The 25747-nt window shown below is 58.2% G+C and carries 25 protein-coding genes; 5 read left to right on the forward strand and 20 right to left on the reverse strand.

Annotation, left to right across the window (positions count from 1 at the left end):
* Positions 1–4 precede the first annotated feature (4 nt).
* From ETC00_RS01795 to ETC00_RS01805, 3 genes are read right to left on the reverse strand one after another with little or no spacing between them, the layout of a single operon-like run.
* Positions 5–1141 carry a DUF4350 domain-containing protein gene (locus ETC00_RS01795; protein WP_171564254.1) on the reverse strand — a complete coding sequence of 379 codons (1137 nt, stop codon included), beginning with the start codon at positions 1139–1141 and terminating at the stop codon, positions 5–7.
* Positions 1125–1769, reverse strand: coding sequence for a DUF4129 domain-containing protein (locus ETC00_RS01800; RefSeq protein ID WP_171564255.1), 645 nt, complete (start codon positions 1767–1769; stop codon positions 1125–1127). The genes ETC00_RS01795 and ETC00_RS01800 overlap by 17 nt, the downstream gene beginning before the upstream one ends.
* Positions 1753–2601, reverse strand: a complete 849-nt coding sequence (locus tag ETC00_RS01805; RefSeq protein ID WP_249178832.1) for a DUF7847 domain-containing protein — start codon at positions 2599–2601, stop codon at positions 1753–1755. Before ETC00_RS01805 ends, ETC00_RS01800 begins: the two co-directional genes overlap by 17 nt.
* Positions 2602–2944: 343 nt before the next feature.
* Between ETC00_RS01805 and ETC00_RS01810 the strand changes: the two genes are divergently transcribed.
* Positions 2945–3442 carry a hypothetical protein gene (locus tag ETC00_RS01810; protein WP_171564257.1) on the forward strand — a complete coding sequence of 166 codons (498 nt, stop codon included), beginning with the start codon at positions 2945–2947 and terminating at the stop codon, positions 3440–3442.
* A gap of 292 nt (positions 3443–3734) precedes the next feature.
* Here ETC00_RS01810 and ETC00_RS01815 read toward each other — a convergent pair whose 3' ends face one another.
* The 4 genes from ETC00_RS01815 to ETC00_RS01830 form a co-directional block, all read right to left on the reverse strand.
* A complete protein-coding gene (locus ETC00_RS01815) occupies positions 3735–4874 on the reverse strand; it encodes a glycosyltransferase family 4 protein (protein WP_171564258.1) in 1140 nt (379 codons plus the stop codon).
* A gap of 135 nt (positions 4875–5009) precedes the next feature.
* The gene (locus ETC00_RS01820; protein WP_171564259.1) at positions 5010–6989 is read right to left on the reverse strand and encodes a CotS family spore coat protein; all 1980 of its coding nucleotides are present in this window, start codon (positions 6987–6989) and stop codon (positions 5010–5012) included.
* Positions 6990–7198: 209 nt separating this feature from the next.
* A complete protein-coding gene (locus tag ETC00_RS01825; RefSeq protein WP_171564260.1) occupies positions 7199–7696 on the reverse strand; it encodes an AAA family ATPase in 498 nt (165 codons plus the stop codon).
* 188 nt (positions 7697–7884) lie between these two features.
* Positions 7885–8832, reverse strand: a complete 948-nt coding sequence (locus ETC00_RS01830) for an NAD-dependent epimerase/dehydratase family protein (protein ID WP_171564261.1) — start codon at positions 8830–8832, stop codon at positions 7885–7887.
* Positions 8833–9192: 360 nt separating this feature from the next.
* Between ETC00_RS01830 and ETC00_RS01835 the strand changes: the two genes are divergently transcribed.
* The gene (locus ETC00_RS01835) at positions 9193–9843 is read left to right on the forward strand and encodes a hypothetical protein (protein WP_171564262.1); all 651 of its coding nucleotides are present in this window, start codon (positions 9193–9195) and stop codon (positions 9841–9843) included.
* Between the two features lie 101 nt (positions 9844–9944).
* Here the strand turns inward: ETC00_RS01835 and ETC00_RS01840 are convergent, their stop codons facing one another.
* The 7 genes from ETC00_RS01840 to ETC00_RS01870 form a co-directional block, all read right to left on the reverse strand.
* Positions 9945–10196, reverse strand: a complete 252-nt coding sequence (locus ETC00_RS01840; RefSeq protein WP_171564263.1) for a hypothetical protein — start codon at positions 10194–10196, stop codon at positions 9945–9947.
* 18 nt (positions 10197–10214) lie between these two features.
* Positions 10215–10787, reverse strand: a complete 573-nt coding sequence (locus tag ETC00_RS01845; protein WP_171564264.1) for a manganese catalase family protein — start codon at positions 10785–10787, stop codon at positions 10215–10217.
* Positions 10788–10798: 11 nt separating this feature from the next.
* Positions 10799–11050 (reverse strand): spore coat protein CotJB, encoded by a 252-nt coding sequence (locus ETC00_RS01850; protein ID WP_171564265.1) that lies wholly within the window; start codon positions 11048–11050, stop codon positions 10799–10801.
* A gap of 228 nt (positions 11051–11278) precedes the next feature.
* The gene (locus tag ETC00_RS01855) at positions 11279–11560 is read right to left on the reverse strand and encodes a hypothetical protein (protein WP_171564266.1); all 282 of its coding nucleotides are present in this window, start codon (positions 11558–11560) and stop codon (positions 11279–11281) included.
* A 268-nt stretch (positions 11561–11828) separates the two neighbouring features.
* Positions 11829–12179, reverse strand: coding sequence for a YolD-like family protein (locus ETC00_RS01860; RefSeq protein ID WP_171564267.1), 351 nt, complete (start codon positions 12177–12179; stop codon positions 11829–11831).
* Positions 12176–12619: a YhjD family protein gene (locus ETC00_RS01865; protein WP_230077901.1), complete on the reverse strand. Its 444-nt coding sequence runs from the start codon at positions 12617–12619 to the stop codon at positions 12176–12178. Before ETC00_RS01865 ends, ETC00_RS01860 begins: the two co-directional genes overlap by 4 nt.
* Positions 12619–13854: a DNA polymerase IV gene (locus ETC00_RS01870; RefSeq protein ID WP_171564268.1), complete on the reverse strand. Its 1236-nt coding sequence runs from the start codon at positions 13852–13854 to the stop codon at positions 12619–12621. Before ETC00_RS01870 ends, ETC00_RS01865 begins: the two co-directional genes overlap by 1 nt.
* Before the next feature lie 352 nt (positions 13855–14206).
* On the opposite strand from ETC00_RS01870, the gene ETC00_RS01875 reads away from it, so the two are divergent.
* The 3 genes from ETC00_RS01875 to ETC00_RS01885 all read left to right on the forward strand — a co-directional run bounded on the left by ETC00_RS01875 (position 14207) and on the right by ETC00_RS01885 (position 18637).
* Positions 14207–14692 carry a GNAT family N-acetyltransferase gene (locus ETC00_RS01875; RefSeq protein ID WP_171564269.1) on the forward strand — a complete coding sequence of 162 codons (486 nt, stop codon included), beginning with the start codon at positions 14207–14209 and terminating at the stop codon, positions 14690–14692.
* Positions 14693–14935: 243 nt separating this feature from the next.
* Positions 14936–15145 carry a hypothetical protein gene (locus ETC00_RS01880; RefSeq protein ID WP_171564270.1) on the forward strand — a complete coding sequence of 70 codons (210 nt, stop codon included), beginning with the start codon at positions 14936–14938 and terminating at the stop codon, positions 15143–15145.
* Positions 15146–15940: 795 nt separating this feature from the next.
* Positions 15941–18637, forward strand: coding sequence for a cadherin-like beta sandwich domain-containing protein (locus ETC00_RS01885; protein WP_171564271.1), 2697 nt, complete (start codon positions 15941–15943; stop codon positions 18635–18637).
* Between the two features lie 153 nt (positions 18638–18790).
* Here ETC00_RS01885 and recG read toward each other — a convergent pair whose 3' ends face one another.
* The 6 genes from recG to ETC00_RS01915 form a co-directional block, all read right to left on the reverse strand.
* Positions 18791–20845: an ATP-dependent DNA helicase RecG gene (recG, locus tag ETC00_RS01890; protein ID WP_171564272.1), complete on the reverse strand. Its 2055-nt coding sequence runs from the start codon at positions 20843–20845 to the stop codon at positions 18791–18793.
* Positions 20842–21729, reverse strand: coding sequence for an L-serine ammonia-lyase, iron-sulfur-dependent, subunit alpha (sdaAA, locus tag ETC00_RS01895; RefSeq protein WP_171564273.1), 888 nt, complete (start codon positions 21727–21729; stop codon positions 20842–20844). The genes recG and sdaAA overlap by 4 nt, the downstream gene beginning before the upstream one ends.
* 30 nt (positions 21730–21759) lie before the next feature.
* Entirely contained in the window at positions 21760–22425 is a 666-nt protein-coding gene (gene sdaAB, locus ETC00_RS01900) for an L-serine ammonia-lyase, iron-sulfur-dependent subunit beta (protein WP_171564274.1), read from the reverse strand.
* Positions 22426–22556: 131 nt separating this feature from the next.
* Positions 22557–23411 (reverse strand): DegV family protein, encoded by an 855-nt coding sequence (locus tag ETC00_RS01905; RefSeq protein ID WP_171564275.1) that lies wholly within the window; start codon positions 23409–23411, stop codon positions 22557–22559.
* Between the two features lie 36 nt (positions 23412–23447).
* Complete coding sequence (locus ETC00_RS01910; protein ID WP_171564276.1) at positions 23448–25142, reverse strand: DAK2 domain-containing protein; 1695 nt, start codon at positions 25140–25142, stop codon at positions 23448–23450.
* Positions 25143–25155: 13 nt separating this feature from the next.
* Positions 25156–25521 (reverse strand): Asp23/Gls24 family envelope stress response protein, encoded by a 366-nt coding sequence (locus ETC00_RS01915; protein WP_171564277.1) that lies wholly within the window; start codon positions 25519–25521, stop codon positions 25156–25158.
* Positions 25522–25747: the final 226 nt, after the last annotated feature.

Below are 25747 nucleotides of genomic sequence, written 5' to 3' on the forward strand. Positions count from 1 at the left end.
TCATTCACTCCTTTTCCACGCGCTCTGTCATGTCATCCAGCATGCGGCTTTCGGCCACCAACTGCTTGAGCGAGCAGCGCCCCTCCGCCTTTGCCCTCTCGATCCGATCGAGCAGACTGATGAGCGAGGCCGCCTCCGCTTCGCTCCACCTCGCCCTGGCTGCCGCCGCGATTTCACTGAACGAAGCCCGGGTGTGAAGCCCCCAGCGCTCCTGCATGACCTGCCGCAGGTACGCCTCCCGGATCTTCAAGGCATCCAGGGTCAGGCGGCGCCGTTCGTACCAGCTCGCCACGGCCAGCAGCGTTTCATCCCCACGGCGAACCGTCCATTCCCGCAGGGTGTAGACAGGGCCAAATCGTTTGCCCTTCCGCCACAGCCAAAACAGGAGCACTAGCCCCAGTTGGGCCAGAGCCGCCACCAACCAACCCGGGTAGACGGCGAGCATGCCCGGCTGCTGCCGATAGCCGTGATGGTACTCATCCAGCCAGACGACGCTCCAGTCCCCCTGCAGGTACGGCCAGATCAGTTCGAAGTGGGAGTGGTTCATCACCTGCTCGTTCGTCAGCCACTCGGGCACGAGAAACAGCGTGACTGTGCCAGCCCCCACCTGCGTCCGTCCGGCGATGATGCCCAGATCGTCGGAGAGAAGCTTCTCCATGCCCGGCGTGTCGTCCAGCCGCTTGTGCGCATGCACCAGCCCGGTCCCGCTCTGACCGGGGATAGAGGTGTAGATGGGCCTCTCTTTTTTTGCCTCATCTCCTGCCTCCCCCGCGGAAACGGCCGACAGGTCAGCCTCCTCCCATCCGGTCGGATTTTTTTCAAACACGATCAGGTCGTTGCCGCTCTCCACCCAGCGGAGGATATCCTCCCGTTCGATGTCCGTCACCTGGAGCGGTTCGACCACGATCAGCGCCTGACCGCCGCCCGACGGCAAAAAGCGCCACGCTTGGCGCCACTCTTTGACGCCGCTTCGCTTTTCCCCCAGCAGCGTCGCGACTGCCTTGAGACCGGTTGGCTGGGGCGAAAACGAGACGTACGGCGGATACGACGGAGCTGCCGGATTGATGAACAGCCAGCCCAGCACGCTTAGCAGCAGTACGGCGGCGGCGAGAGCCAGACGGTATTTAGCGACGGTCCCCATGCTGTCCCTCCCCGCTCCACTGCTGTTCCAGCTCGCTCACATGCTGCCAAAAGACCGACTCCTCCACGCGCTTCCTGCCGTACCACACCTGTTCAAAGGCGTGTGCATGGCGGCGAAACAGCGGTTCCAAAGCCGGCTGGCGTTCGCGCAGCTCATCCATATACTCCCAGTTGGTCTTCCACTTTTCCACCCGGATCCACGACTGCTCCTGCAGATACAAGAGCAGGGACAGGAACATGAGGCGCATGCCTTCCCGCCACTCGCCCCGCTGTCCCATTTCCTTGGCTTCCCGCAGGCAATCGGCGTGCGTGCGGATGTGTTCCCCTCTCGAAAGCGGCACTGCTTTTCGCTGTACCGTCCGCACCATCCGGCTGATAAGCCAGATGATCAGCACGAACAGGCCGATCAGAGCGGCGATGATGATCACACCCGACAGTGTGCTGACTGCTCCCGGCGACACGTCAGCGTGCTTCAGCAGGCGGCTGATCATCTCCACGATGGGCTCCATCAGCACATCCAGCCAGCTTTTTCCCTCCTCTGCCCGAACGGCATACTCATCGGCAGACAATATCTGCGCCAGCCGCTCCTTGTCGCGGGAGAGTTGATCCGCATCAATCATGGCTGCCATTCAACTCCGCCGCAGCCTGCCGCTTCAGCAGCGCCTCCACGTCTGTTCCTTCATAACGCAGCTTCAGATCCAGATAGGAAAGAGCGTAGACAATCATCATCCACGGCATCAGCAGGCACGAGACCAGCACCTGGATCAGCTTGCTCAGGATGGACGTGCCAAAAACGACGAGCGACAAGGCGGAAATGCCGCCAGAGAAGATGGTGTAGATCACCGTCATCACCAGGTACAGCGCTGCCAGGCGCCAGAAGTTGCCCTTTGTTATCTTCCAGCTCCTTCCAATACCAAGCCCTTCATGATCCAGCAACACTACCGGCAGGTAAAACCCCCAACGAATCACAAAAAAGCTCGATACAAGCACGACTGTGATAATCAGTGCGATGTACCCGCCGATTAGCCAACCGATGAGGGCGAGCGGTGAAAGATCGCTGTCATCCACGGTCGCCATGCCTACGATGCTGATGCCGACCACCATAAAAAGCACAGTCAAAATAACCAGGATGCCTGAAATGAACAGTCCAAATACAAACGTGCTGCCGGCGAGCGGCCACACCCGGCTCAGCGCCTGCTTCAGCGCCGCTTTCATGCTGATCGTCTCCCCTGTCACCCCCGCTCTGGTCATCAGCAGTGTCGCCGAGAGAGTCAGCGGATAGGCAAACAGCAACGTCAGCGGCACAATGACAAGCAGGTTCAACAGCAGGAGCCCCACGTTATCCCCCACGTTGTCGTTCAGGGCGGGGTCGGGCTCAACCAGGCGGTTTTGCCAGATTTCCCAAAAAGTCGACGATTCTTCATCGCTCTTCACCAGAGGCACGCTGTCAAAATCTGTCATTAATACCTCCTGCATCAGGAGACATGGTCCAAGTAGCAGCAACGTCAATAGAAAAAATTGAACAAAGTGATGCCGATAGAGAGAAAAGCTCCGATCCAGCAGGCTTCCCACTCCCATCGGTTTAAACTGCGAGTAATTCATGCACGAGACCTCCACCTATGTATTAGCGATTCCCCGACCATTATACACGAATTTCCTACGTTTTTAAAAAATTCCTCTATGTTTGGAAAAATGTGTCGAGTTCCTCCAGGACTGGCTCATTTTTTCACCTGCTGGATATTTGTCCAATTCCTGCATTCCCGCCGTGCATATACTACACCATGCACAGATGGAGGTGTCAGTAATGAAAGCGGCCAAAGCAGCAAAAAAGAGGATAGCCCGTTCCGCATCCCGCTCCCGTTCTCTCACTGTTAGAACAACGCGGCGCATAAAGAAAAATGACAAGACGCTGCGCGTATATGTCCGACCGCCGCGGGTGAATGTCACCACTCCGACCCCACAGGTGAACGTCACGGCACCCGAGGTTCGTGTGGACGCACCCCCGCCTGCCATCATCCCGGCTCCTGTCGTCAAAGTAGATGTCGACTCTCCGGAGACGGCGGATGCGATCAGCATGAACAGCCTGCGAAAGGAACTGGAACGCTGCATGAAAAACCAAAAAGCCGTTGAAGTCATCCTGTCCGTCGATTGGGGAGCGCAAAGTCGCCGTTACCGGTTCGGGAACCTGGTTCGCGTGGAAGACGGCATCATCGAATTGAAGCCTGCGCCCAGCGAAGAAGCTGTCCCTGGCAGTGTGATTATTCCCATGAATCGGATCGTGGCCGTCATCCCGACCTCCTGAACGTCTGTGGGGAGCAGACGAGTCTGCCTGCCGGCTCGGGCAAATCCCTGGATCGTTTCGCCGTCGCGTGCACGTTCCGCGCCTGGGCCGGTCTTCGTTTTTCCCGATCGTCTCCCATGGCGTGTCTGCTTTCCACAGGTGGACAAGCCTGTTTCGCAACGGATCACGCTCCGCTGAAAAAAGAAACAGGGAGGCGTATTCCGGCACGTACCGGTCATATCCTCCCTGTCTGCTTCCCAAACGGACGCGCTTTTTGGCCTGTCATCTTACAAGGCGAACGAATGAACGGGTGCTATCCGTTCCAGACCTGCAGCACTTCCTTTGCCACCCGGCTCCACGTGAATCGTTCCTCGGCCAAACGCCGGCCGGCGTTGCCCATTCTCCGCTGCAAATCGCGGTTGGAGAGCAGCGTGTGCAGCTTTTCGGCAAATGCCTGCGGATTTTCCGGCTGTTCGACCAACAGGCCGTTGCCGTTGATGATCACCTCTGGATTACCGCCTCGCTGCGTCGTGACAAACGGCAGTCCAGCGGCCATCGCTTCATAGTGGACGCGGGCGAGCGGCTCCTCCCACTGCGAGGGACAGACGAAAATATCGCCGGCCCAAAACCAGTGGTGAATCTGTTCGGCCGGCACGTATCCCGTCGTGATGACCGGAACGGGAGAACGCGCAGCCAGAGCACGGACGTAAGCCACGTAATCGCTCACTTTGTCCACGCTGTACCAGGAACCCCCGACCAGGACGAGCGCAATGTCGGAATGGCGGCGCGACAGTTCGTTCATCGCCCTGACCAGGACGTCGGCCCCTTTCTTCGGAGTGAGCCGTCCGACGAACAAGATGACCTGCTTTCCGTTCAGTTTGTACTCCGAGCGGAGCTGGTTGCGAATTTGCTTGGCCGTCTGCGACCGTTCCCACGGCACGAACACGTCCAGATTTACACCCGAATAGATGGTGCGCACCTTGGACGCCGCCTGCGGATACAACTCGCAGATCACCTTGCCGACGTAATTGCTGATGGTGATGATCCGCTCCGTTTCTTCGATCGCCTTGATAGCGACGTCAGGTTCAATTTTGGCTGGATCAAACATATCGTTATGCATGCTTAAAATGATCCGCGCGCGGGGACACACTTCCCGAATCAGCGGAACCAGGCGCGGTCGGTTGAATACGTGAATGATGTCGTACGAATTGTTGCGCAGATACTGGACCACTTCTTTCGCGTACAGCTCAAAGACGCCCTGTCCGTTGACACGCACGTACCGAACATTCTCCCTTGTTTCTTCTTGCGGAAGCGAGGGATCGGACGTCCCCAATACCGTTACGTTGTGGTGCTTGCCAAGTATATTGACGATACCGGCAATATAGGTTTGAATGGCACCGCCCCGGATTGGCGGTACGGGCAATTTTTCCGTACAGATCAGTAACCCCTTCATCCGAATTCTCCTTTCCCATCTCGCCGCTTGGTTCAAGCTGGCGGCCCGTCTGTCTTGCCTGCAGCCGTACGGCTTTTGGACGGCAGCTGCGGCCGCCTTAATTCAAGTGGTCGATGTTTGGCCGAAGAGGCGTTTTCAGTTTTTGACCGCTTTCTTTTTGACTTTGACCGTTCTTTTTGCCGATGCGGATGACTTCTGCTGTTTTCGTTTGACCTTCACCGTGGAAGCCGCTCGGCGCGCCAACTTTTTCAGCTTGACGACGCCGGTTTTGCTTTTTTGCTTCGCTCTGCGCTTCGCTGCCTGCGAAGCAGACTGTGTCAGTTTGCGCGTGATCGTCGTCCGAGGCGTCTGGACCGATTTGCGCTTCGTCGTCCGAGCCTTCTCCGGTTTGCGCCGGCTCACGCTCCTCACCGCTTTCACAGGCTTACGTTTTTTCTGCGGGCGGCTCTCATCTCGTTTCACAACGCGAACACGCTTGCGGTAGACGCGTTTGGCGTCTGCGGCTTTGAGTTTTATCCGCACTTTATCCCGCACGACAGGCACCAATGAGACGGCGGGCTCCTTCGCTTCCGCTTCGGATGGCGCAGCACCGACTGGTTCCTTTACCTTTGTCGCGACTGCAGGCTCTTCTGCCGCACGCCGTTTTCCTTGCTTCATAGCAACTGCAGGCTCTTCTGCCGCACGTTGTTTTCCTTGCTTCGTAGCAACTGCAGGCTCTTCTGCCGCACGTTGTTTTCCTTGCTTCGTAGCAACTGCAGGCTCTTCTGCCGCACGTTGTTTTCCTTGCTTCGTAGCAACTGCAGGCTCTTCTGCCGCACGCTGTTTTCCTTGTGCGAGCGGTTCAGGCACAGCAGCCATATCCCGTTTGCCTTCCATAGCCGATTCTGGCTGCATCTCTGCTTGTGCCGGCTGCTGCAGAACCCATTTGTCTGCATCCGGAACACTTTCCCTGGCCGGCCGGCTCGGTTGGCGCAGCGCCGCCAACTGTTCGTAATTCTCTGCCTTGTATTTGGCTCTGTCCTTGGCCAGTTCCGCCAGCGCCTGCCACTTGGACTGGTCCGCGGCGACAATCCGCTGCTGGATAGCTTCCACTCCTCCCGTGCTCAAAAACGTCACCGGATCGTAAAATATTTCTTTGAGATGCTTGTAAAACTCGTTGGGGAGGGCCATGTCAATCAGCAGGACGTCGAAACTTTCCGCACTGAGCGGATTTGCCTCGTGGTACGCCTCGATCATTCCGCGCATCCAGGTAATATCCCAGACGCCCATGTCATCCATCGTGCTCGTAATCAACTTGCGCAGGTCGCGAAAAGGGAGATCGTACGCGACCCCATCCAGGTCGATCACCCACAGACCGCCTGGCCCCATCTGTCCGTTTGACCATCCGTAATCCTGGTGAACCAGTCCCCAATACGGTTCGCCCATCGCCACCATGTGTCGGTAGGGAGACTCGTTCAGCTTTTGCAGCGCATCCCAGGCCTGCCGCTCAAACTCGTCGACTACGGAGAGTATCGCTTGGCTGGCAGGAATGTCGTTGTACACTTTGGCAACTTCGCGCAGCCACCCGATCTTTTTGGCCACCTTCCTGTAGTAGTTGGGCCATTTGTGCAGCCGCGACGCGTTCTTCGCCCCTTGCGGAGGGACGTACCCCTTGGAGTAGCGATGAAACTCACCCAATCCGTAGCACAATTGCTGGGCTCCAGCGAGGTCAATTTTGGTCGCCGGCGTGAGGGGTTCCACCCATTCGGTGACGATCCAGAGTTTTCCGCCACTTTCAACAAACAGTTTGCCGTCCTTTGCCGGGATGAGCTCGGGAACTCTGCCCCCCTGTTGGCGAATGTACGCTTGCGCCCCGACACTAAACAAGCTCCTCGCCGGAGCACGGTGCAGCAGCTTCAGGCTGCGCGGTCCCTTGTTGGTCTGGATTCGCCAAATCGCACCACCCTTGTCAGGTTTCGATGTGATCAACGTGCGCTCGCTGACAGACATGTCGTAGTGAGTCATCACTTGTTCCGCCAGCGCGTCGATCTCCGGTGGCACTTGCAAATCCCAATTAACAGGTTTGTTTCCTGTTGCCTCTGGGTTATCCCACGGCTTGATAACGTATTGGTCCATTGTCTCCCTCCGATGTACGTTTTGTAAATCGGTGTAAATCTTTCGTAAACCTTTTATAAGGTATTCGCAGCGAAAGGATCACGTAACGGACAAATATCTATCCGCACTTGAGAAATCGTGCCAACGGCCCCCTCATCCGCACCGGAACAAGAAAAATCGATGCGCCTGCCCGGCGCATCGTCTCGACGCGTTGCATGTTGATGCTGTTTTTAGTCGTCCTCGTCTTCTTCCTCGTCTTCTTCTTCGTCTTCTTCCTCGTCTTCATCGGACTCATCTGCGTCTACTTCCGCGTCTTCTTCCTCGTCTTCTTCGTCTTCTGTTTCGTCTTCTTCTTCCGTCTCGTCGTCTTCTTCTGTCTCGTCTTCGTCTTCATCTTCATCTTCGTCTTCATCGGACTCGTCTGCGTCTACTTCCGCGTCTTCTTCTTCGTCTTCTTCTTCGTCTTCTTCCTCGTCGTCATCGCCTTTTTCGGATTCTGCCTCGTCTTCGTCGTCCTCTTCATCTGCATCTGCTTGCGCGACGACGCTATCCGTTTCTTCGTCGTCTTCCTCGTTCAGTTCTTCTTCCAGGATCGGGTCTTGGCCGGACGAGTAGATCAGTTTCTTTTTGTTGCCGTCCGCGTATTCGATTTCAACCTCCAATTCCTCGATCCCGTTTTCGTCCCGCAGCGTTTCGCTCAGATGCTCCAACCAGGTTTCTTGTGACATCTGCCTTTGACCTCCCACCATCAAGTGTCATTTTTGCGTATAGTCATCGGATTCCCCTTTGACTTGTATCACTATATGAACCTGTCTGCTGGTCGGTTTGAGCAGATATCCACTTTGCAAAGCGGAATTTTTCTTCCTGTCCGATGGGGGGGACAATCCACTGATTCGGCCAGGGCTGATTGCTGCAATCAATCAGAGAGCGTGGAACGGATGGCGGCGATTTGCCGGGCCAGTCCCTCTTCCAAGGGAACAACAGGCCGGTACCCCAGCAGTCGCTCCGCTTTCGAGATGTCTGCCCACGTGTGTCTCGGCTCCCCGTGGAGATTTCCCGTGAAACGGAGTATCGCTTTCTCTCCTGTCAACCGCTCCAGCATGGCGATGACGTCCAGCACGGAGGCACGTTCCAAACCGCCGATGTTGATCGTCTCGCCGATCACTCCGTTTGCCGTCAGCGCTGCAGCCGTGGCCTCCACACAGTCGGCAACGTACGTAAAATCGCGGGTCTGCCGACCGTCTCCAAACACCGTAATCGGCTCGTGTTTCATCAGGCTGTGGATAAACAAATGGAACGCCATGTCAGAACGCTGGCGCGGGCCATACACGGTAAAATACCGCAATATCACAATCGGCACCCCGTAGCAGAGCCGATAGACATGGCATAAATGCTCGCCGGCCAGCTTGCTGACACCGTATGGGGAAAGCGGTACAGGCGGAGCGTCTTCCGGGACCCGTCCGGTCTTTTCACCGTAGACGGACGAGGTGGAAACATAGATGAACCGATCCAGCTTACTGACGCGGGCCGCCTCCAACAGCCGCTGGGTAGCCAGAATATTGTGCGTAACATACAACTGAAAATCGCTGCCCCAACTGGAGCGAACACCAGGCATGCCAGCCAGATGATACACCACGTCTACTCCTTGCAGCAGAGCGGGGAGATCAGCCTGGAGCAGGTCTTCCTGGATAAACCGAAAGCGCGGATTTTTGACGAGCGCGGCGATATTTCTCTGTTTGACAGGAGCGAGCGACGGATTGACAAACACATCGAGGCCCACCACTTCCGTTCCCTCCATCTGCAGCAGCCGTTCGCACAGATGGGAACCGACGAAGCCGGCGGCGCCTGTCACCAGTATGTTCATGGTCGCGGTACCCCCTTTCTATACATGCACAATCACTTCATGGCTGAAGCCTCTGCCCGTCATGGCTGACAAACAGCATGCTGCTGCAAAACGCTTGCTAAATAGTATGCTGACGGCAGACGGACACTTGGACGCATACCGCTTGCCGCGCAAATTTGGCTCTTGTCTACCCGGCCCCGGACTGTCAGAACAGGCATGACACGGTCAATGTCGAGACGCGGGCAAACGCCTGGGGTCCGCCCACACGCAAAAAAGAGCCGGCGGTTTTTCCGTCGGCTCGCTGAAGGATTGCCTCCCATCCAGAATTCACATTGTGGTATAATTTGGAAAGGATTTTTGTGGCCATAAGAGGTGTAACCGATGAAGATGACACGAATCGCAGTCGCATCGTTAACGGTTCTTGTCTTAAGTGCAGGCACCCTTTCTCATACATGGGCAAAAAAGGATCCCGATGAATTTGAGAGAGGGCAAAAATTTGCGCAGATATACACCGAAACAGTAAAGATGGACAGAGCCTCCCTCCCCTTTAATGCTTTTCTTCAGAAGAATGCGGACATGACCATCACCCAGGAGGAATTAAACGATAAAATCGCCAGATATACCGCCTATTCCCAGGCTTTTGGCGTTACCCTAACACCTGAGCAGGCGATGGATAAGGTAATTGAGAAACATTTGCTCAGGAAATATGCGCTGGAACACCACTTGTATCCTTCTGAAAAAGAGATCATCCAGCACATTGAGGACATCAAAAACAGCTACCTGCAAGACCGATCGCCGCTGATCGAAGGAATGATGGACGAACTGGGATTATCCGTTGATGAATTTTTCTTTGATTTTTTACGCGATGGGTATGAGGAAGAACTCGTGAGACTGAACATCATCAACAAGCTGAAAGCCGAACACAAGAAATGGAACAACGAATCCGACAATGATTATCACAACAGAATGATTGAAGAGCTGCAGCGCTTGATCGAGAACCTGAAAAACAATTCACATCTCTTGGTCAAGTAGCCGCTTACGCGCGTATCACAGTCCTTCAATCGTCCCCGCAAATGCAAAAAGCCATCCGCTTCCTAAACGTGGATGGCTCTTCATTATGCCCAAACGCTATCCTACTTCCGGTACGGATTCTCATACGAATCATACAGCCACCGAAACAGCGTGCCCGCTGCCAGCGCTTCCGGCAGCGAAAACTGGTCCATGTACGGATCGGGCGGATACGGTTTGACCGGAGGCAAATTTACGGGCGGATAGCTGCCCGTCACCTGCGGGAAAAAGCCGACCCGCGGAGGAAAGTGGCCTGCCCGGGTGAGCGGATGCGGCCTGCCTTTGGCGGCGGCTTGGCGGACTTGTTCCTTCTTCATGCGCGCATCCCTCCTTCGTCAAAAATACTTTTTCGTCTTGTACTCTTCTTCCACGATGCACAGCACTTCGCGAAAGCGTTGGGAGTGGACCACTTCCCGCTCGCGCAGGTATTTTAAGACCTGGATCACATCCGGGTCGTCCGTTAAGTTAATCAGCCACTGGTAGGTAGCGCGGGCCTTTTCCTCGGCGGCGATGTCCTCCGCCAGATCGGCGATCGGGTCGCCCTTGGCCTGGATGTACGCCGCCGTCCAGGGATTACCGTTGGCATCCGTATAGAACAGCGCCTTTTCGTGTTCGGCGTACATCGATCCCAACCCGGCTGCCCTCATCTGCTCCGGCGTGGCATCTTTGACCAGCTTGTGGATCAGCGTGGCGATCACTTCCATGTGCCCCAGTTCTTCCGTGCCGATGTCCGTCAGCAGCGCCTTGGCCCGCTCGTTCGGCATCGTGTAGCGCTGGTTCAGGTAGCGGAGCGCCGCAGACAGTTCTCCGTCCGGTCCGCCGTACTGGGTGATCAGAAATTTGGCCATTTGCAGGTCCGGCCTGCTGACGCGGACGGGGATTTCCAGCTTCTTTTCATAAATCCACATCGCTGTTCACCTCAATACTCGATTTCCCACGGCCACGGCGTGGCGTTCCACACCCAGCGGCTGGGGGAAGACGAAAAACCGTACTGCATCAGCGGGCCGCACTTCGTTTCATACTCCGCTTTCAAGGCGATCAGCTCTTTGGACAAGCAGTTGTATTGATGAACGGCGCGCTGGTCTCCGGGGTTCACGTCCAGATACAATTGCAGCTCGACGAGCGCAAACTGCACTTCCTGCATTTTGCGAAGCGCATTGCTGGGCTCCATGAGACTCCTCCTTTTGCTTCCCGCTGCCTCTGCCGGTGACAGGGCGAGCTTGTTTGCTCCGCACGTGCCCGGCGGGCGCTTTTTTTCTCTTACCACCGTATGCATCCGGGCGTTTGTCGGTCCCTCCCACCGCGGCGCAAACAAAAAACCTTTCGTCGTCCCGCTCCCGGGATGAGAAAGGTTTGCGTGTGCGTATTCGTCTCTGTGCAGCGGCGTGCGATCTGTCCGCTAGGTGGTGACGTGCTTGGCCTTGGGTTTGGTGATAATGTGATGGCCGCGCGGCAGGCCCCGCTGCTGCAGTTCTTCTTCCGTCAGGATATGGAGCGTCTCGTCCTTGCACGGCATCGGCATCAATCCGCCAAACGGGCTCATGACCCGCCCGTTCGTGTCCGTTTCGATGACCACGTACAGTCCCTTGTTTTCCAGCTGCTGAATGAACTCCGTCCAGCGTTTGGCGGTCATCTGCTCCGCGTGCCTGGTAAAAATGACACCCATTTCTTTTGCCAACATGTACAATCTCCTTTAACGTACCTCAGGTCTTGATCGGAAAGATATCCTTACGATACTCTGAAACATCCCGTTCTGGCAAAAAGCATTTCGCGCAAAAAACAGCGAAAAAATGCTGATTTTCCCCGCCTGCTGTCGCAGGAACAGCACGTCACCACCGCGCACGGCATTTCACCGTGCCACGCTGTTTTTTGCCGCTTGCCTTTTTCTGGATGTCCGTGCCAACTCGCGCCAAAACGGCCCGTCTGCTTGCCGACCCTGCCCCTTCTGCTCAGGAGATTGCTGTCAGTTCGGCGTCCAGCAGGCGGGCAAACGGAATCCGCAGCGTCTTCTCCCCGCTCTTCAGCTTCAACTGCCGGCTGGCCGGATCGATGTGAACCACCCGGCCGCTCAGGCGGCGGGCCGCTTCGCCGTCGTAGTAGCTCAGGCTCACGACGTCCCCCGTCTGGAACGCTTTCCAGATCTGCTCGCTGACGGCCGCCAGCTGTTCTTCGTCCAATTCCGGGGGGATGTAGCGCCGCTCTTCGGCCTTGATCCGCAGGTACATCTCCCGATGCTCGGGCAGCACAAAGCGGCTGGCCGCAAACAAATTGTCCTTCTTCGACACGCGTTTTTCCTTCATGTTGCCTTCTCTCCTTCTTCTTCGCGGCCGATCTGCCGCGCATGACGCTCCGGCCCCATCGCGCCCGGGTCCTGGCGGAGGACGTGCTGCTGCATGATCCACAGCCGGACCAATTCCTGGCATTCGGCGCGCAGCACCTCAATGAAGTAGACCGCTTCCCGCACGTACCCGCGCAGCCGGTACTGCACCACGTAGACGCCTTGCTCCCGGCGGGCGCTCAGCAGGACGCATCCCCGCTGCCGCAAATGGCGGCGCAGTCTGTGATGCTGCCGCTCCGCCCAGCGGGACAGTTCCTCGAAAAGCCAGTGGTACGACAGCTTCAAGGGAACCTGCCGCATCCGCTCCCAATCCGCCATGACCGCGCGAAACAGCAGCCCGAACAGGATGTACAGGCGCAACAGCTCCTGCTCTCCCTTTGCCGCCTGCCCGTCCCGCTCCATCACTTGTAGTGTCCCCCGATCTTGCGGGCACGCTCCCGCGCCTGCCCCGCTCCCAGCAGGGAAACCGCCCGCAAAATGGCATCCTGTCCGTAGCGGGCGCGGATGTCGTCCATGGCCCGGGCGAGCGAACGCTGCCTGTGTGTGTCGGTAAACAGGTTGAGCTGCACTACATTGTCAGGCACCAATTGATCCAGGCTGACACCGACGCTGCGCACCGGCGTCTGCGTCCAGTGCCGGTCGAACAGGCGGCAGGCCGCTTCGTACAGCGTCATCGCGTCATGGGTCGGCTCCGGCAGCTTCAACTGCCGCCCAAAGCCGGCAGAAGCATCAAAATCGGCCCCGCGGCATCCGACCGAGACGACCGATCCCATCAGCCGCTTGCTCCGCGCCCGGCGGCATACCTCCTCGCACAACTCCAGAAGCACCACCTTGATCTCGGCTGCGGTGTGATAGTCGCGCGGCAGCGTCATGTGATGGCCGATGCCCTTTTGCGTCTCGTGGGTCTGAGGCGACACCGGCGAATTGTCCAGACCGTGAGCCGTGCGCCAGAGCACCTCGCCGTTTACGCCCCAGCGGCGGGCGAGCACTGCCGGAGACATGCGGGCGAGCTGCCCGATCTGGTAGATGCCCATGCGGTGAAAGTGACGCTTCATCCGCGAGCCCACCCCGAACAGCTTTTCGATCGGCAGCTTCCAAAGCGTGTCGGCCAGCTCTTCCCGCTTCAGCCAAAAGATCCCCTCTTCCCGTTTTTTGGCGAAGTTGTCACAGGCCATCTTGGCCAGCACCTTGTTCTCCCCGATGCCGATCCGGGCGTTAATCCCGGTCTCCAGCCGGACGCGGCGGCGGATTTCCTCGGCGATCCGCCAGGGGTCACCGAACAGCCGGACGCTTCCTGTCACGTCCAGAAACTGCTCGTCGATGGAATACGGCTCCACCAGATCGGTAAACGACTCAAAGATGCGGGTAATCTGCACGGAGACGCGCAGGTACGTCTCCATCCGCGGACGAACGACCACCAGATGCCGGCACTTTTGCTGTGCCTGCCACAGCGCCTCTGCCGTGGTGACGCCGTATGACTTGGCAATGGGACAGGCGGCCAAAACCACACCGCTGCGCCGTTCGGGATCGCCGGCCACGACGATCGGTTTGTCCCGCAGCTGTGGCTGGGCCGCCTTTTCAATACTGGCGTAAAAGCTCTGCATGTCAGCCAGGAAGATGATCCGGTCCTTGGTCATGATGTTCATCCCCCAACAAGAACATTTGTTCCTATCTTCTGTTCTTAGTATAACAAACACACGTTCGCTTTTATACTCCCTGCATGCAAAAAAGGCGCTGGTAATTTTTCCCCCACTAACTGCCGAACGGCAGGGAGGACGGCGACGGGCAGAGAATCCCGATAAGCAGGAAGCCAAGAGGACAGCTTCGGTCCACTCGGCTGTAAAAGGGGCGCCAGGAGCAGGCGGCGGGCGGCGCGGGACGGAACCCTTCGCCCCAGGCGACACGATCCGGCATGCGGGTCCGATCTCGAATGCCCCCACGCTGCGGCAAGCCGGTGGAAACCCGACCGATCAGAAAGGAGCATCGCCCATGAGCATTCAGCTTCGGCCAACCCGTCCGGCCGACATACCGTTTGTGTACGAGACCGAACACGCGGCGGAAAATCGCCCGTTTCTCCTCCCATGGACGGAGGAACGGCATCGGCAGGCCCTCGCCCATCCAGACATCCGCCACCTGATCGTGGAGGAAACGGAGACCGGCAGAGCGGTCGGCTACGTTATCATCGCCGGGCTGACCAACCCGCACGGCAGCATCGAGCTGATGCGCATTACGATCTCCGCGAAAGGGAAAGGATACGGCCGCCAGGTCCTGCGGCAGGTCAAGCGCTGGGCGTTTGAGGAACAGCAGGCTCACCGCCTTTGGCTGGACGTGAAAGAGGCAAACCAACGGGCCCTGAACCTGTACCTGTCCGAAGGATTTGTCATCGAAGGCAAACTGCGGGAATGCCTGAAAACCGGCGAACGGTACGAGTCACTGCTCGTCCTGTCGATGCTTTCATCCGAGTACAGGGACTGACGCCGGGAAGCAGCCGTCCGTCATTTCCCCTGCTGACCACGCATTCTAAGCGGCCGTGACCTGTAGACCATCATCCGCCCTTCGCTCCTTGCCGGACAAACGAGACAAACGGGAATTTCACTCGCAAAAGAGACGTGAAAAGCCGTACTGAAAATCGTTTGGAAACATTACAATGTTGTAAACGATCAAGGCTTTGGCCCGTCCTTGGTCGCGCAGTACATCCAGAAAGGAGTTGACATGACGATGCGACACATCAGGTTGACCGCAGGCTTGCCTCCTTTCGCCCGTTTTTTTCTCGTTTCGCTGTTGGCCTTGTTTCCCGTTTTTAGCGCTCCTCCTCCCGCTCATGCCGAAGCCTCAATCACGATCGACTCGCACGAGAACAAAGAACAAATCATGGGAGGAACGATCCGGGTGTCCGGCACATACGTGGACGGTGCGCGACGTTCCTGAACAATCCACTTAGAAATAGGTGGCAAAACCAGGGGGCTCCCCGATTTAGGGAGTCTAACTCTGTACCCGATTCGGCGGGGGAAGTGCCCGCCCGGAATGAAAGTCGGCATTCCTGCCTAATCCTCCGACATGCGCGGCCGATTTGCCGCGGACGCGTATGAAGCTCGGTGAAGTGCGGCGTCTTTGCTTAGGTAAAAGATGCCGGGGGGCCATAAAGCTGCTATGCCCAGGAGAACGCTTCGGCGTTGGCACGAATCCTCGGAAGAACGACCCGTCCGGCGGGGATATCGCGGTCCCCTCCTCCCCGCATTACCGCGGGGCAGTCGCGGAAGGAATTTCGTCCTCGTTCCTTCTGTTCCACTCCGGTAAGGGAATGGAGTTCCCCCGTCCTCCGACTGCGGGCGGGCGAACGGCTGACGGGTCAGAGAGGAGGGCTACGGCAGCAGATGCAAGGCTAGGGTACAGGGAACGTCGGAACTTCGGACGAAGATGCCAAGCGGGGCAAACCGCGATGCTTCGAAACGGCAGGAAATGGCCGTTGAATCCGAAGGACAGCAGCCCGTAGTAGCGAGGAAGCAGGGTAATGCCTGTGGAGCGAAGGGGCATAGCCATGCACTCCGCTGGGGAGAACATGGCGGAACGCCGTGTGCGGTGAAAGCCGCACGCACGGTGTGACGTGGGGGAAAAGGGGTTCCACACGATGCGCCACCCGCGCAGGCGAGGACGCACCCTTACCTATCACGATCGTACGAGCTAAAGCTCGTGATCAATGCCGAGACACTGGAAGACGTTTACATGAACGATCCTGACGGAGACGGTTCCGGCACGTGGTACTACGACCTCGACACCAGCCCGTACGACGGCCCGATCGAGATCGCCGTGAGAGGCTGGGACGCGAGGACCCGCTACGGGGTCTGGTCGCCATTTGTCACATTGTACGTGAATAACCCCGAGGCCAACAAACCGGTCGTCACCATCAACAGCCCTGCAGATGGCACACATGTGAACGGGCCAGTGATGATCCAAATCTCCGTGAAGGCAAAAAACCCGATCTCATCCGTGGAAGTGAGAATCAACGGAGGAAAATGGCTGAAGGCCAAGGCAGACGGCTCAAAAGGCCGTTACAAGTACCTTTGGAATCCGCCGGCCGGGGCTTCCAACACCAGCTGGATCGAAGCACGGGCGCGTGACAGCCGGGGAAATGTCGGCACCAGCCTGACCACATACGTCCGCCTTGGCTGCGCCCAACCCGAACCCGTTACGTTAGAACCGCAGGATAGGGCCATGTGGATCTGGGAAAAGGCGTCGTACAACCTGTTTTACAACGACGGCTCCAAGGAGGTGCTGGACGCCCTGGCACAGGACACGGCCACCTTCGACTCGGACCCCGTCACGACGTTTTACCTCGGCATCGACCAACTGCACGGAAAGCATGTGATGCAGGAAGATCCGGACAAGGTGCGGGCGTTCATCTCCTGGGCCCACTCCAAAGGATACAAGGTGCACGCGACCATCGCAGGCGGAACGATCCCGCCCTACCTGGGCGCTTACAGCCGCTACCACGAGTTCGCCGTCCGCGCGATGGAAGGCGTGATCAACTACAACCTCTCCTCTGCTCCCGACGAACGATTTGACGGTGTCAACGTGGACATTGAGCCATACCTTCTGCCCGATTTCAAAACCGACCAGCCTTCCGTCCAAATCCAGTACCTGGATGGTCTCGCCAAAATGATTCAGCGAAGAGACGCTGCCGGGATCAACCTGCCGTTTGGCACCGTAATCCCCAGATGGTTTGATACGGCCGACCAAGCGCGGGACATCCCCTGGAGGGGAACGACGACATGGCTGTCCGAGCACGTCCAGGACATCAGCGACTACATTGCCATCATGGACTACCGGGACACAGCCGAAGGATCGGCCGGCATCATTCAGTCAGCGCTGGGAGAACTGTCCTACGCCAATGCCATCGGCAAGCCCGGGTCCGTCGTGATCGGTGTAGAGACACTGGACATTGCCGACGGCGGCGATCCCGAGACGATCACTTTCCGTGAAGAAGGCCGCACGTATATGGAAAGGGAACTGGACAAAGTGTACGAGGCTGTCGGGAGCGATCCGGCTTTTGCCGGCATCGCCATGCACCACTACGATTCGCTGCGCCAGCTCCCCTCCGACTGGGGGCCGGACCGGATTACGTGGGAGCCGCCGGACGACGACACCCCTCCTTCTGCCGTAAGCGTCGAACCGACCGCCACCGCGGTAGACCATCAACGGATCGACATCACCTTTGGCCGCGCCTTTGACAATACGGAAGTGGAGGAATACTACGTATACCGCAGCACCGAGAGCGGTTTTGAACCTGACGAGTCCAACCTGGCAGGCAGTACGCGAGGCCTCCTCTTCTCCGATACAGGGCTCCTGCCCAACACCACCTATTTCTACAGGGTGGCCGCTGTCGACGTGAGGGGCAATCGCGGCCCCGTCTCGGACGAAACGTCGGCCGTCACCGGTGACACGCCGCTCGCGCCGATGATCGTGCGCGGCTTGGAGATCACCCATACCGGCACCAGCGCCAAGGTCAGTCTGCGAGTCGTCGACATGGAGACCAACGAGCCGATCCCGTCCGCTAATGTCCACGGCCGGTTCGCATACGGAGCCGGAAGGTTTGTGGACATCGTGACGGATGAGAACGGCATCGGATCGGCCACCTCCGAAGCGGTCCCGGCTGATTGGCTGGTAGACTTTTTCGTGCGGCGGATCATCGCACCCGGATACTACTGGGCAAAAGCGTACGACGTGCAGGAACCGCTGTCTGCATACGACCCGCCGGAGGAGACACCGGCGGTACCGCCGCAAGAGCCTGGAGCTGACACGCCGAGTCAGGGTGACATCCCCGACAACGGGGCACCTCAGGATGACAGCCCTGACAACGGGGCACCTCAGGATGACAGCCCTGACGACGGCGCACCCCAGGATGACATTCCCGATGACGGGGCTCCACAGGATGACATTCCCGATGACGGGGCACCTCAGGATGACAGCCCTGACGACGGGGCACCCCAGGATGACATTCCCGATGACGGGGCACCTCAGGATGACATTCCCGATAACGGGGCACCCCAGGATGACAGCCCTGACGACGGCGCACCTCAGGATGACAGCCCCGGCGACGAGCAGCCTGTGCATGCCGGACTCCTCGGGCTGACGTTCAATGAGGGTAAGTTACGTCCCGGTTTCTCTCCCGACATCACCCACTACACACTAAGCGTTGAACATGATGTAAGCGCTATCAATTTGACGGCTGCCATTTCTCCAGAGACGACCGTTATCGTAAATGACGTGTCGCTTTCCGACGAACAACCGTCCGTGGAAATTCCGCTGGATACCGCCGACACCACGTTCGTAATTGCAGTCACCCCGCCGGGCGGCCAGGCCGTCAGCTACACAGTCACCGTCATGCGCCAAGAGGCAGAGGCAGCTTCCACGGGTCCGTAAATCTGCCGATCAAAAGAGAGAAAAGCCTGCCGAGGGCAGGCTGATGCGAGCGGCGCACTTCCCCAGTGAACGCCGCAGAAACTGGACAGCCACGGGCCAATTGCACAACCCACCTGTCCGTTTGCAGGTGGGTTGTTGCTGCAAGGCTCTGATTTAATCGAACACGATTCCATCCAGCACGCCCTCGCGCTTCAAGTAGCCGCGCAGCCACGCGTACCGGTCGTCCTGCCAGAACTGCTCGTCCTCCACCAGGCGAGCCGTTTCCTGACGGGCCACTTCCAGCGCCTTGTAGTCGCTCAACAGATCGGCCACCTTGAATTCCGGCAAGCCGCTCTGTTTGGTACCGAAAAAGTCGCCGGGGCCGCGCAGTTCCAAGTCGCGCCGGGACAGCTCAAAGCCGTCCGTGGTTTCGCACATGACGCGCATCCGCTCTTTGCCGATCTCCGACTTGGGATCGGCGATCAGGACGCAGTAGGACTGCTCGGAGCCGCGGCCGACACGTCCGCGAAGCTGGTGCAGTTGAGCGAGGCCAAAGCGCTCCGCGTCGTAGACGACCATAAAGGTGGCGTTGGGTACGTTTACCCCTACCTCCACCACTGTCGTGGAGACAAGCACAGCGTACTCACCGGCGAGAAACGCCTGCATCACGGCGTCTTTTTCCTTTGCCGGCAGGCGGCCGTGCATCAGGCCGATGCGGTATTCGGGAAAATACTGCGTGAGTTGGGCGTGAACGTCAATCGCGTTTTGCACGTCCAGCTTTTCCGATTCTTCGATCAGCGGGCAGATCACGTACGCCTGCCGTCCCTTGCGCAGCTCGCCGCGCATCTGTTCCAGCACGAGGTGAAACTGCTCGTGCTTGCGCCAGGTGGTTTCGATCGGCTTGCGGCCGGCCGGCATCTGGTCGATCGTGGAGACGTCCATATCGCCAAAGGCCGTGATCGCCAGGGTCCGCGGGATGGGCGTGGCGGTCATGAAGAGCACATCCGGGGACAAGCCCTTGCTGCGCAGGATACGCCGCTGCTCCACGCCGAAGCGGTGCTGCTCGTCGGTGATGACCAGCCCCAGGTTGCGGAAAAAGACGTCTTCCTGAATCAACGCGTGCGTGCCCACGATTACGTCGATCAAGCCCATCTGCAAGGCGGAAATCACATCACGCCGCCGCCTGGTCCCAAGCGAACCGGACAATAGCGCCACCTGGATGCCGTGCGGAGAAAGCAGGCTCGTGAGCGACTGCAGATGCTGCTCGGCGAGAATCTCCGTCGGCACCATCAGCGCTCCCTGATACCCCGCCTTGACAGCGGCAAACAAGGCGATGGCGGCCACCACCGTTTTCCCCGAGCCGACATCTCCCTGCAACAGCCGATTCATCGCGTAGGGGGAGCGCATGTCAGCAAGAATCTCCCGGACGACCCGCTTCTGTGCATCGGTCAGCGAAAACGGCAGTGAGGCGACAAACTGGCGCACGTCGTCAATCGGCACGTCCAGCGCCCTGCCCTCCGTCTGCTGTCGGGTGATGCGCCGCAGCGCCTGCATTTTCAACTGAAATAAAAAAAGTTCTTCAAACATGATCCGACGACGCGCTTGCCGTCCGTCCTCCGCACTCCTCGGAAAGTGGATCGCGTGAAACGCCTCTGCGCGCGGCATGAGACGGTAGCGGGCGACGATGTCGGCGGGCAGAATCTCGGGAATCTCGGTCCCGTACTGCTTCAGCGCCTGCTGGATCGCCCTGCGCAGGAGCGAATGCGTGACGTCGCCGCCAAGCGGGTAGATCGGTGCCAGCTCGCCCCGCTTTTGCGCCCGGTCGGAATCCGCCTCTGTCATTTCGCTCACCGTGATCTGCAGCTTGTGCCTGTCCCATTTGCCGGTAACAAGAATCTCCTTTCCGGGAGACAGTCGTTTTTTGACAAACGTCTGGTTGAACCAGACCGCAGTCACCACCACTTTGTCGATGACCAGTTTGACAGCGATGCGAGACTTTCGCTTGCCGTAAAAACGAACAGAGGGTTCGCCGTACACCGTCCCCTGCAGCGTCACCCTCTCCCCGTCCTTTGCTTCTGTCACGTCGCGCACGCGGTAATCTTCATAGCGGGAAGGGAAATACTCCAGCAGGTCACCCACGCTGTGTATGCCCAATCCGGCCAGTGCTTTTGCCCGTTCCTCGCCTACCCCGTGCAGAAGCGAGACGGGCGTTTGATACACATCCGTCATTTTGCATCCAACCGCACACCGAAAATCTTGGCTTCGATTTGCCGGCCCGTTTGAGTGGCAGCCAGACCGCCCTGCGCCGTCTCCTTCAGCGCAGTCGGCATGGAACAGCCGATACGGTACATCGCTTCGATCACCTCATCCGTGGGTACGACGCTCTTGATCCCGGCCAATGCCATGTCCGCCGCCACAGTCGCGATGGCTGCTCCCATCGCATTGCGCTTGACACAGGGAACCTCCACCAGTCCGGCCACGGGGTCACACACCAGACCGAGCATGTTTTTGAGCGCGATCGCGACAGCCTGAGCCGACTGCTCCGGTGTGCCGCCCGCCATTTCCACGATTGCTGCCGCCGCCATCGCCGTTGCCGATCCTACCTCCGCCTGGCAGCCGCCGGCGGCGCCGGAAATGAAGGCGTTGTTGGCGATGCAGTAGCCGATCGCGCCTGCCGTAAACAGGAAATTGACCATTTCTTCGCGGCTCGGCTTCAGTCGGTCAGAGACGGCAAACAGCGTTCCCGGCACAATCCCGCACGCCCCAGCGGTCGGCGTCGCCACGATCGTGCCCATCGCCGCGTTTACTTCGTTTACGGCCACCGACATCGACACCGCATTCAAAAGCGTCGGGCCGGAAAGAAACGGCTTGGTTTTCATGTATTCCTGCAGCTTCTTGGCGTCGCCGCCGGTCAACCCGCTGTGGGAGCGGATATCTTCTGTCAAGCCGCGCCGCACTGCCTTTTCCATCACGTCCAGATTGGTGTACATGTCGTGCATGATCTCTTCCCGGCTGCGCTGGGAGACTTCCATTTCCGCCTCGATCATCACCTGGGAGATCTTTTTCCCTTGGGTTTCCGTCAATTCCACTAGTTCGGCCACGTTGCGAAACATGTTGTTGGGTTCACTCCTCTTCATCCTGCTTCAGCCAAGCGAAAGCAGGGAAACGTCTAAGATGTGGGGAATCTGCCTGATCTCGTCCAGCACCTGTGGCGATACCACCGCGTCGGTTTCGATCGCCATCAGGGCGCGCGAGCCGCGGTCGTGCCGGGAGACTTCCATATGGCCCACGTTGATGCGGTGCTGCGTCAGCACCCTGGCCACACCGGCAATCATGCCGAAACGATCCTCATGGAGCACCATCAAGGTCGGGGTGTCAAAGCCAAGCTGAAAAGAAAAGCCATTAATCTCCGAGACTTCGATTTTACCGCCGCCGATGGAAACGCCGACTACTTCGATTTCCTGATCGTCGTCGGCCAACCGGATGCGGGAGGTGTTGGGATGGCCGGTCAGCTCGTCGGACGTCTTCAGCTGTACGTCGACGCCCATGTCTTTGGCGATGCGAAGCGAGTCCTTCAGACGCAGGTCGGACGTCTCGAAGTCGAGAATGCCGGCTACCGTAGCCACGTCTGAGCCGTGTCCCTTGTACGTCTTGGCAAACGAGCCGTAAAAGGTGATCTCTGCCCGCTTCGGCTGCCGGCCGAACAGCCTCCGGGCCACTCGGCCGATGCGCGCCGCGCCGGCTGTATGGGAACTTGATGGCCCGACCATGATCGGACCGATGATGTCAAACACGCTTTTGTATTTCACCCGGTTCTCCTCCTGAATGGCAAGGGGTCACATATGCAAGCTACACTCTCATTGTATCGTACCACTTTTGAAAGCGCTACATAAATGAAAAGTGAAAAACCTCCCTGTATCGTTCAGGGAGGCTGTCACCTTTACGCTTTTATCATCATGACGCCTAACAGACCCGGTCCCGCGTGCGTGCCGACGATCGGGCCGATTTGCTGCAGGTAGGCTTCGGCCACGTTAAACTCCTGCTTGACCCGCGCCAACAGGTCCGCCGCATCGTCGGGAATCGCACTGTGCAGTACGGCCATCTTGACCGGATCGTCGCCGGCGTACTCCTTCAGCGCCTCCAAGACGCGTGCCAGCGCCTTTTTCGTTCCCCTCACCTTGTCAAACGGAGCGACGTATCCCGCCTCGTCCAGCGTGAGGATTGGCTTGATGTTTAACAGCGAGCCGATCAGCGCCGACGCCTTGCCGATCCGGCCGCCTTTTTGCAGGTACTCCAACGTGTCAACGATGAAGTAGACCCGGACTTCATGTAAAAAGTGATCGATCATGTCCAGGATCTGCTGCTTGGTCTTCCCTTCCCGGGCCGCCCGAGCCGCTTCCACACAGATCATGCCGTAGACAAACGACGCCTTGCGGGAATCGATCACCGTGATGTCCACCTGTTCCTCCAGCATCGACCGGGCAATCAGCGCGGACTGGTACGTGCCGGACATTGCGCCGGACAGCATGATGGCGATAATCTGGACGTCTTTGCCGTGCTGGTCGATGATCGCCCTGTACGCCTCCGCGAAATCGAGCGGCGACGGCTGCGATGTGGTCGGCAGCGTCTCGGACTGTTTCAGCTTATCGTAAAAAGCGGAAGCGGTAATGGTGACCCCGTCCGTGTAGGTCTCCTCGCCAAACATCACCTTGAGCGGCACGGACACGATCCCGAGAGACTCGCGCAGCGATTGATCGATGTCCGATGCACTGTCGGTCAAAATCACAATAGACATGTTGCGCAAAACTCCTCTCACAGCACACGGCTGCGCTTATTCCACGGAAAAGATGAACGGATAGAGCGGCTGGCCGCCAGCGAGGATTTCCACTTCCACGTCCGGATGTGCTTCAGCCAGCACCTCCTGAAGTGCTTCAGCCTGCTCCTCCTCAACTCCTTCGCCCAGAAAAATGGTGACGATGCCCGTCTCTTCGTCAACGAGACAGTTCAAAAGCGCCTTGGCGCTCTCCAGCAGATCGGTGCCGGCGGTGACGATTTCCTTTTCGGCGATGCCGATAAAATCGCCTTCCTTGATCTCCACATCGCCCATCCGGGTGTCGCGCACGGCGCGCGTGACCAGCCCGGTCTTGACCTGGCCGATGGCGGCCGTCATCGCCTGGGTGTTGGTTTCCAGGTCTGCTCCCGCGTTGAACGCCACCAGTGCGGCCATCCCTTGGGGAATGCTCTTGCTCGGAATCACGGTCACCGGCTTATCCGCCAGCGCGGCAGCCTGCTGGGCGGCCATGACGATATTGCTGTTGTTTGGCAGGATGATCACCTGCTTGGCGTCCAATCCTTCCACTGCCTTGACGAAGTCTTCCGTGCTGGGGTTCATCGTCTGACCGCCTTCGACCACGACATGAACGCCCATGCTGCGGTATATCTCGGCAATACCGCCTCCGGCGGCGACGGCAATCAGACCGTAAGGAAGCGGTTCCATTGGCTGGGCTTTCCCCTCACTCCCCTTTTTCTCCTCTTCACGGAGGATGTTGGCGTGCTGTTCCCGCATGTTTTCGATCTTGATCCGATGCAGGCTGCCAAACTGCTGGGCGTACTCCAGCACGCTGCCCGGGTGTTCGGCGTGTATATGTACCTTGACCAGTTCGTCGTCAGAGATGACCAGCAAGGAATCGCCCATCTGGTCCAGATGATGGCGAAAAACCGTTTCCGAAAACGGCTTTTTGTTTGGTTCCGTGCTGTTGACCAGCCGGATCATGAACTCCGTGCAATAGCCGTAGGTGATGTCCTCTGTTTTCAGGTGCACCTGCGCGCTGTGCTGCTCGTGCACCAGTTCGTCCAGATCGACCTTGGCTGCGGATTGCTTCGCCTCTGCCGCACGCTCGTCCGACGTCTCGCCGCGCAGGGCGCGAAGGAATCCCTCGTAAACAAACAGCAGCCCTTGTCCCCCCGAGTCGACAACTCCTACTTCCTTTAGTACCGGCAGCATGTCCGGTGTGCGCAGCAGTGCAGCCTGCGCCTGTTCGTAGGTTTTTTCCATGACCACCAATACGTCGTCTGTGGCGCGCGCCGTGTAAACGGCTTTCTCCGCTGCCTCGCGGGCAACGGTCAAAATGGTCCCTTCCACCGGCTTCATGACTGCCTGATAGGCGGAATCAACCCCGGCTTTCAACGCCTCGGCGAATTGTCGGGCGCTGATCACGTCCTTACCGCTGACCGCTTTGCTGAATCCGCGGAACAGCTGGGACAGAATGACCCCGGAGTTCCCCCGAGCGCCCATCAAAAGCCCTCTCGCCAGAGCGGCGGCCGCCTCTCCGATCGACACCGATTCCCGGCGCGACAGTTCCTCCACTCCTGACATGAGTGTCAAATTCATGTTAGTCCCCGTATCGCCGTCCGGCACCGGAAAGACGTTTAATCCATCCACCACTTTGGCGTTGCTTGACAGCAGCCTGGCCCCGAAATGAACCATCCGGCTAAACAGCACGCCATCGAGACGCGTATGTACCAACTGATGTTCCTCCTTACGTATCCCTGTCTGTACGTACTCCCTGTACATAGATATTTATCGCAGCCAAATCGACGCCAACCAACTGTTCCAGCGTGTACCGTACGCGCCGCTGCACGTTCCCGGCCACTTCGGAAATCTTCACGCCGTAGCTGACGATGATATGCATGTCCAATACCACTTCACCGTTCTGGTTGTGGACAACGACGCCCTTGCTCAGATTGTCCCGCCCCAACAGTTCGGCAATACCATCTTTCAGCGCCTTCCGGGAAGCCATGCCGACGAGGCCGAACACTTCCATGGCGGCGCCCCCGGCAATCCGCGCAATCACTTCTTCTGCAACGTTCACTTTCCCCAGAGGTGTGCTCAATTCCACTGTCATGCAAGGACTCCTCCTTTTAACGGCGTCACCGTTCTAGTCAGGCACGTATTACCATGCTCTTCCCAATTCTACACCATGAAAAGCGAGAAATGAAGCGTTTTGACGGACACTCCGGGGAAAAGCGGAAAACGGGCATTTCCATGTCAAGTATTGCAATTGACAGGGGGGTGTGCTACTATAAGCAAGTGTTTGTATTTCTCACACCGGGTATCCCGTTTATATGCAG

This window comes from Brevibacillus sp. MCWH, assembly GCF_013096935.1.
Taxonomy (GTDB): domain Bacteria; phylum Bacillota; class Bacilli; order Brevibacillales; family Brevibacillaceae; genus Brevibacillus; species Brevibacillus aydinogluensis.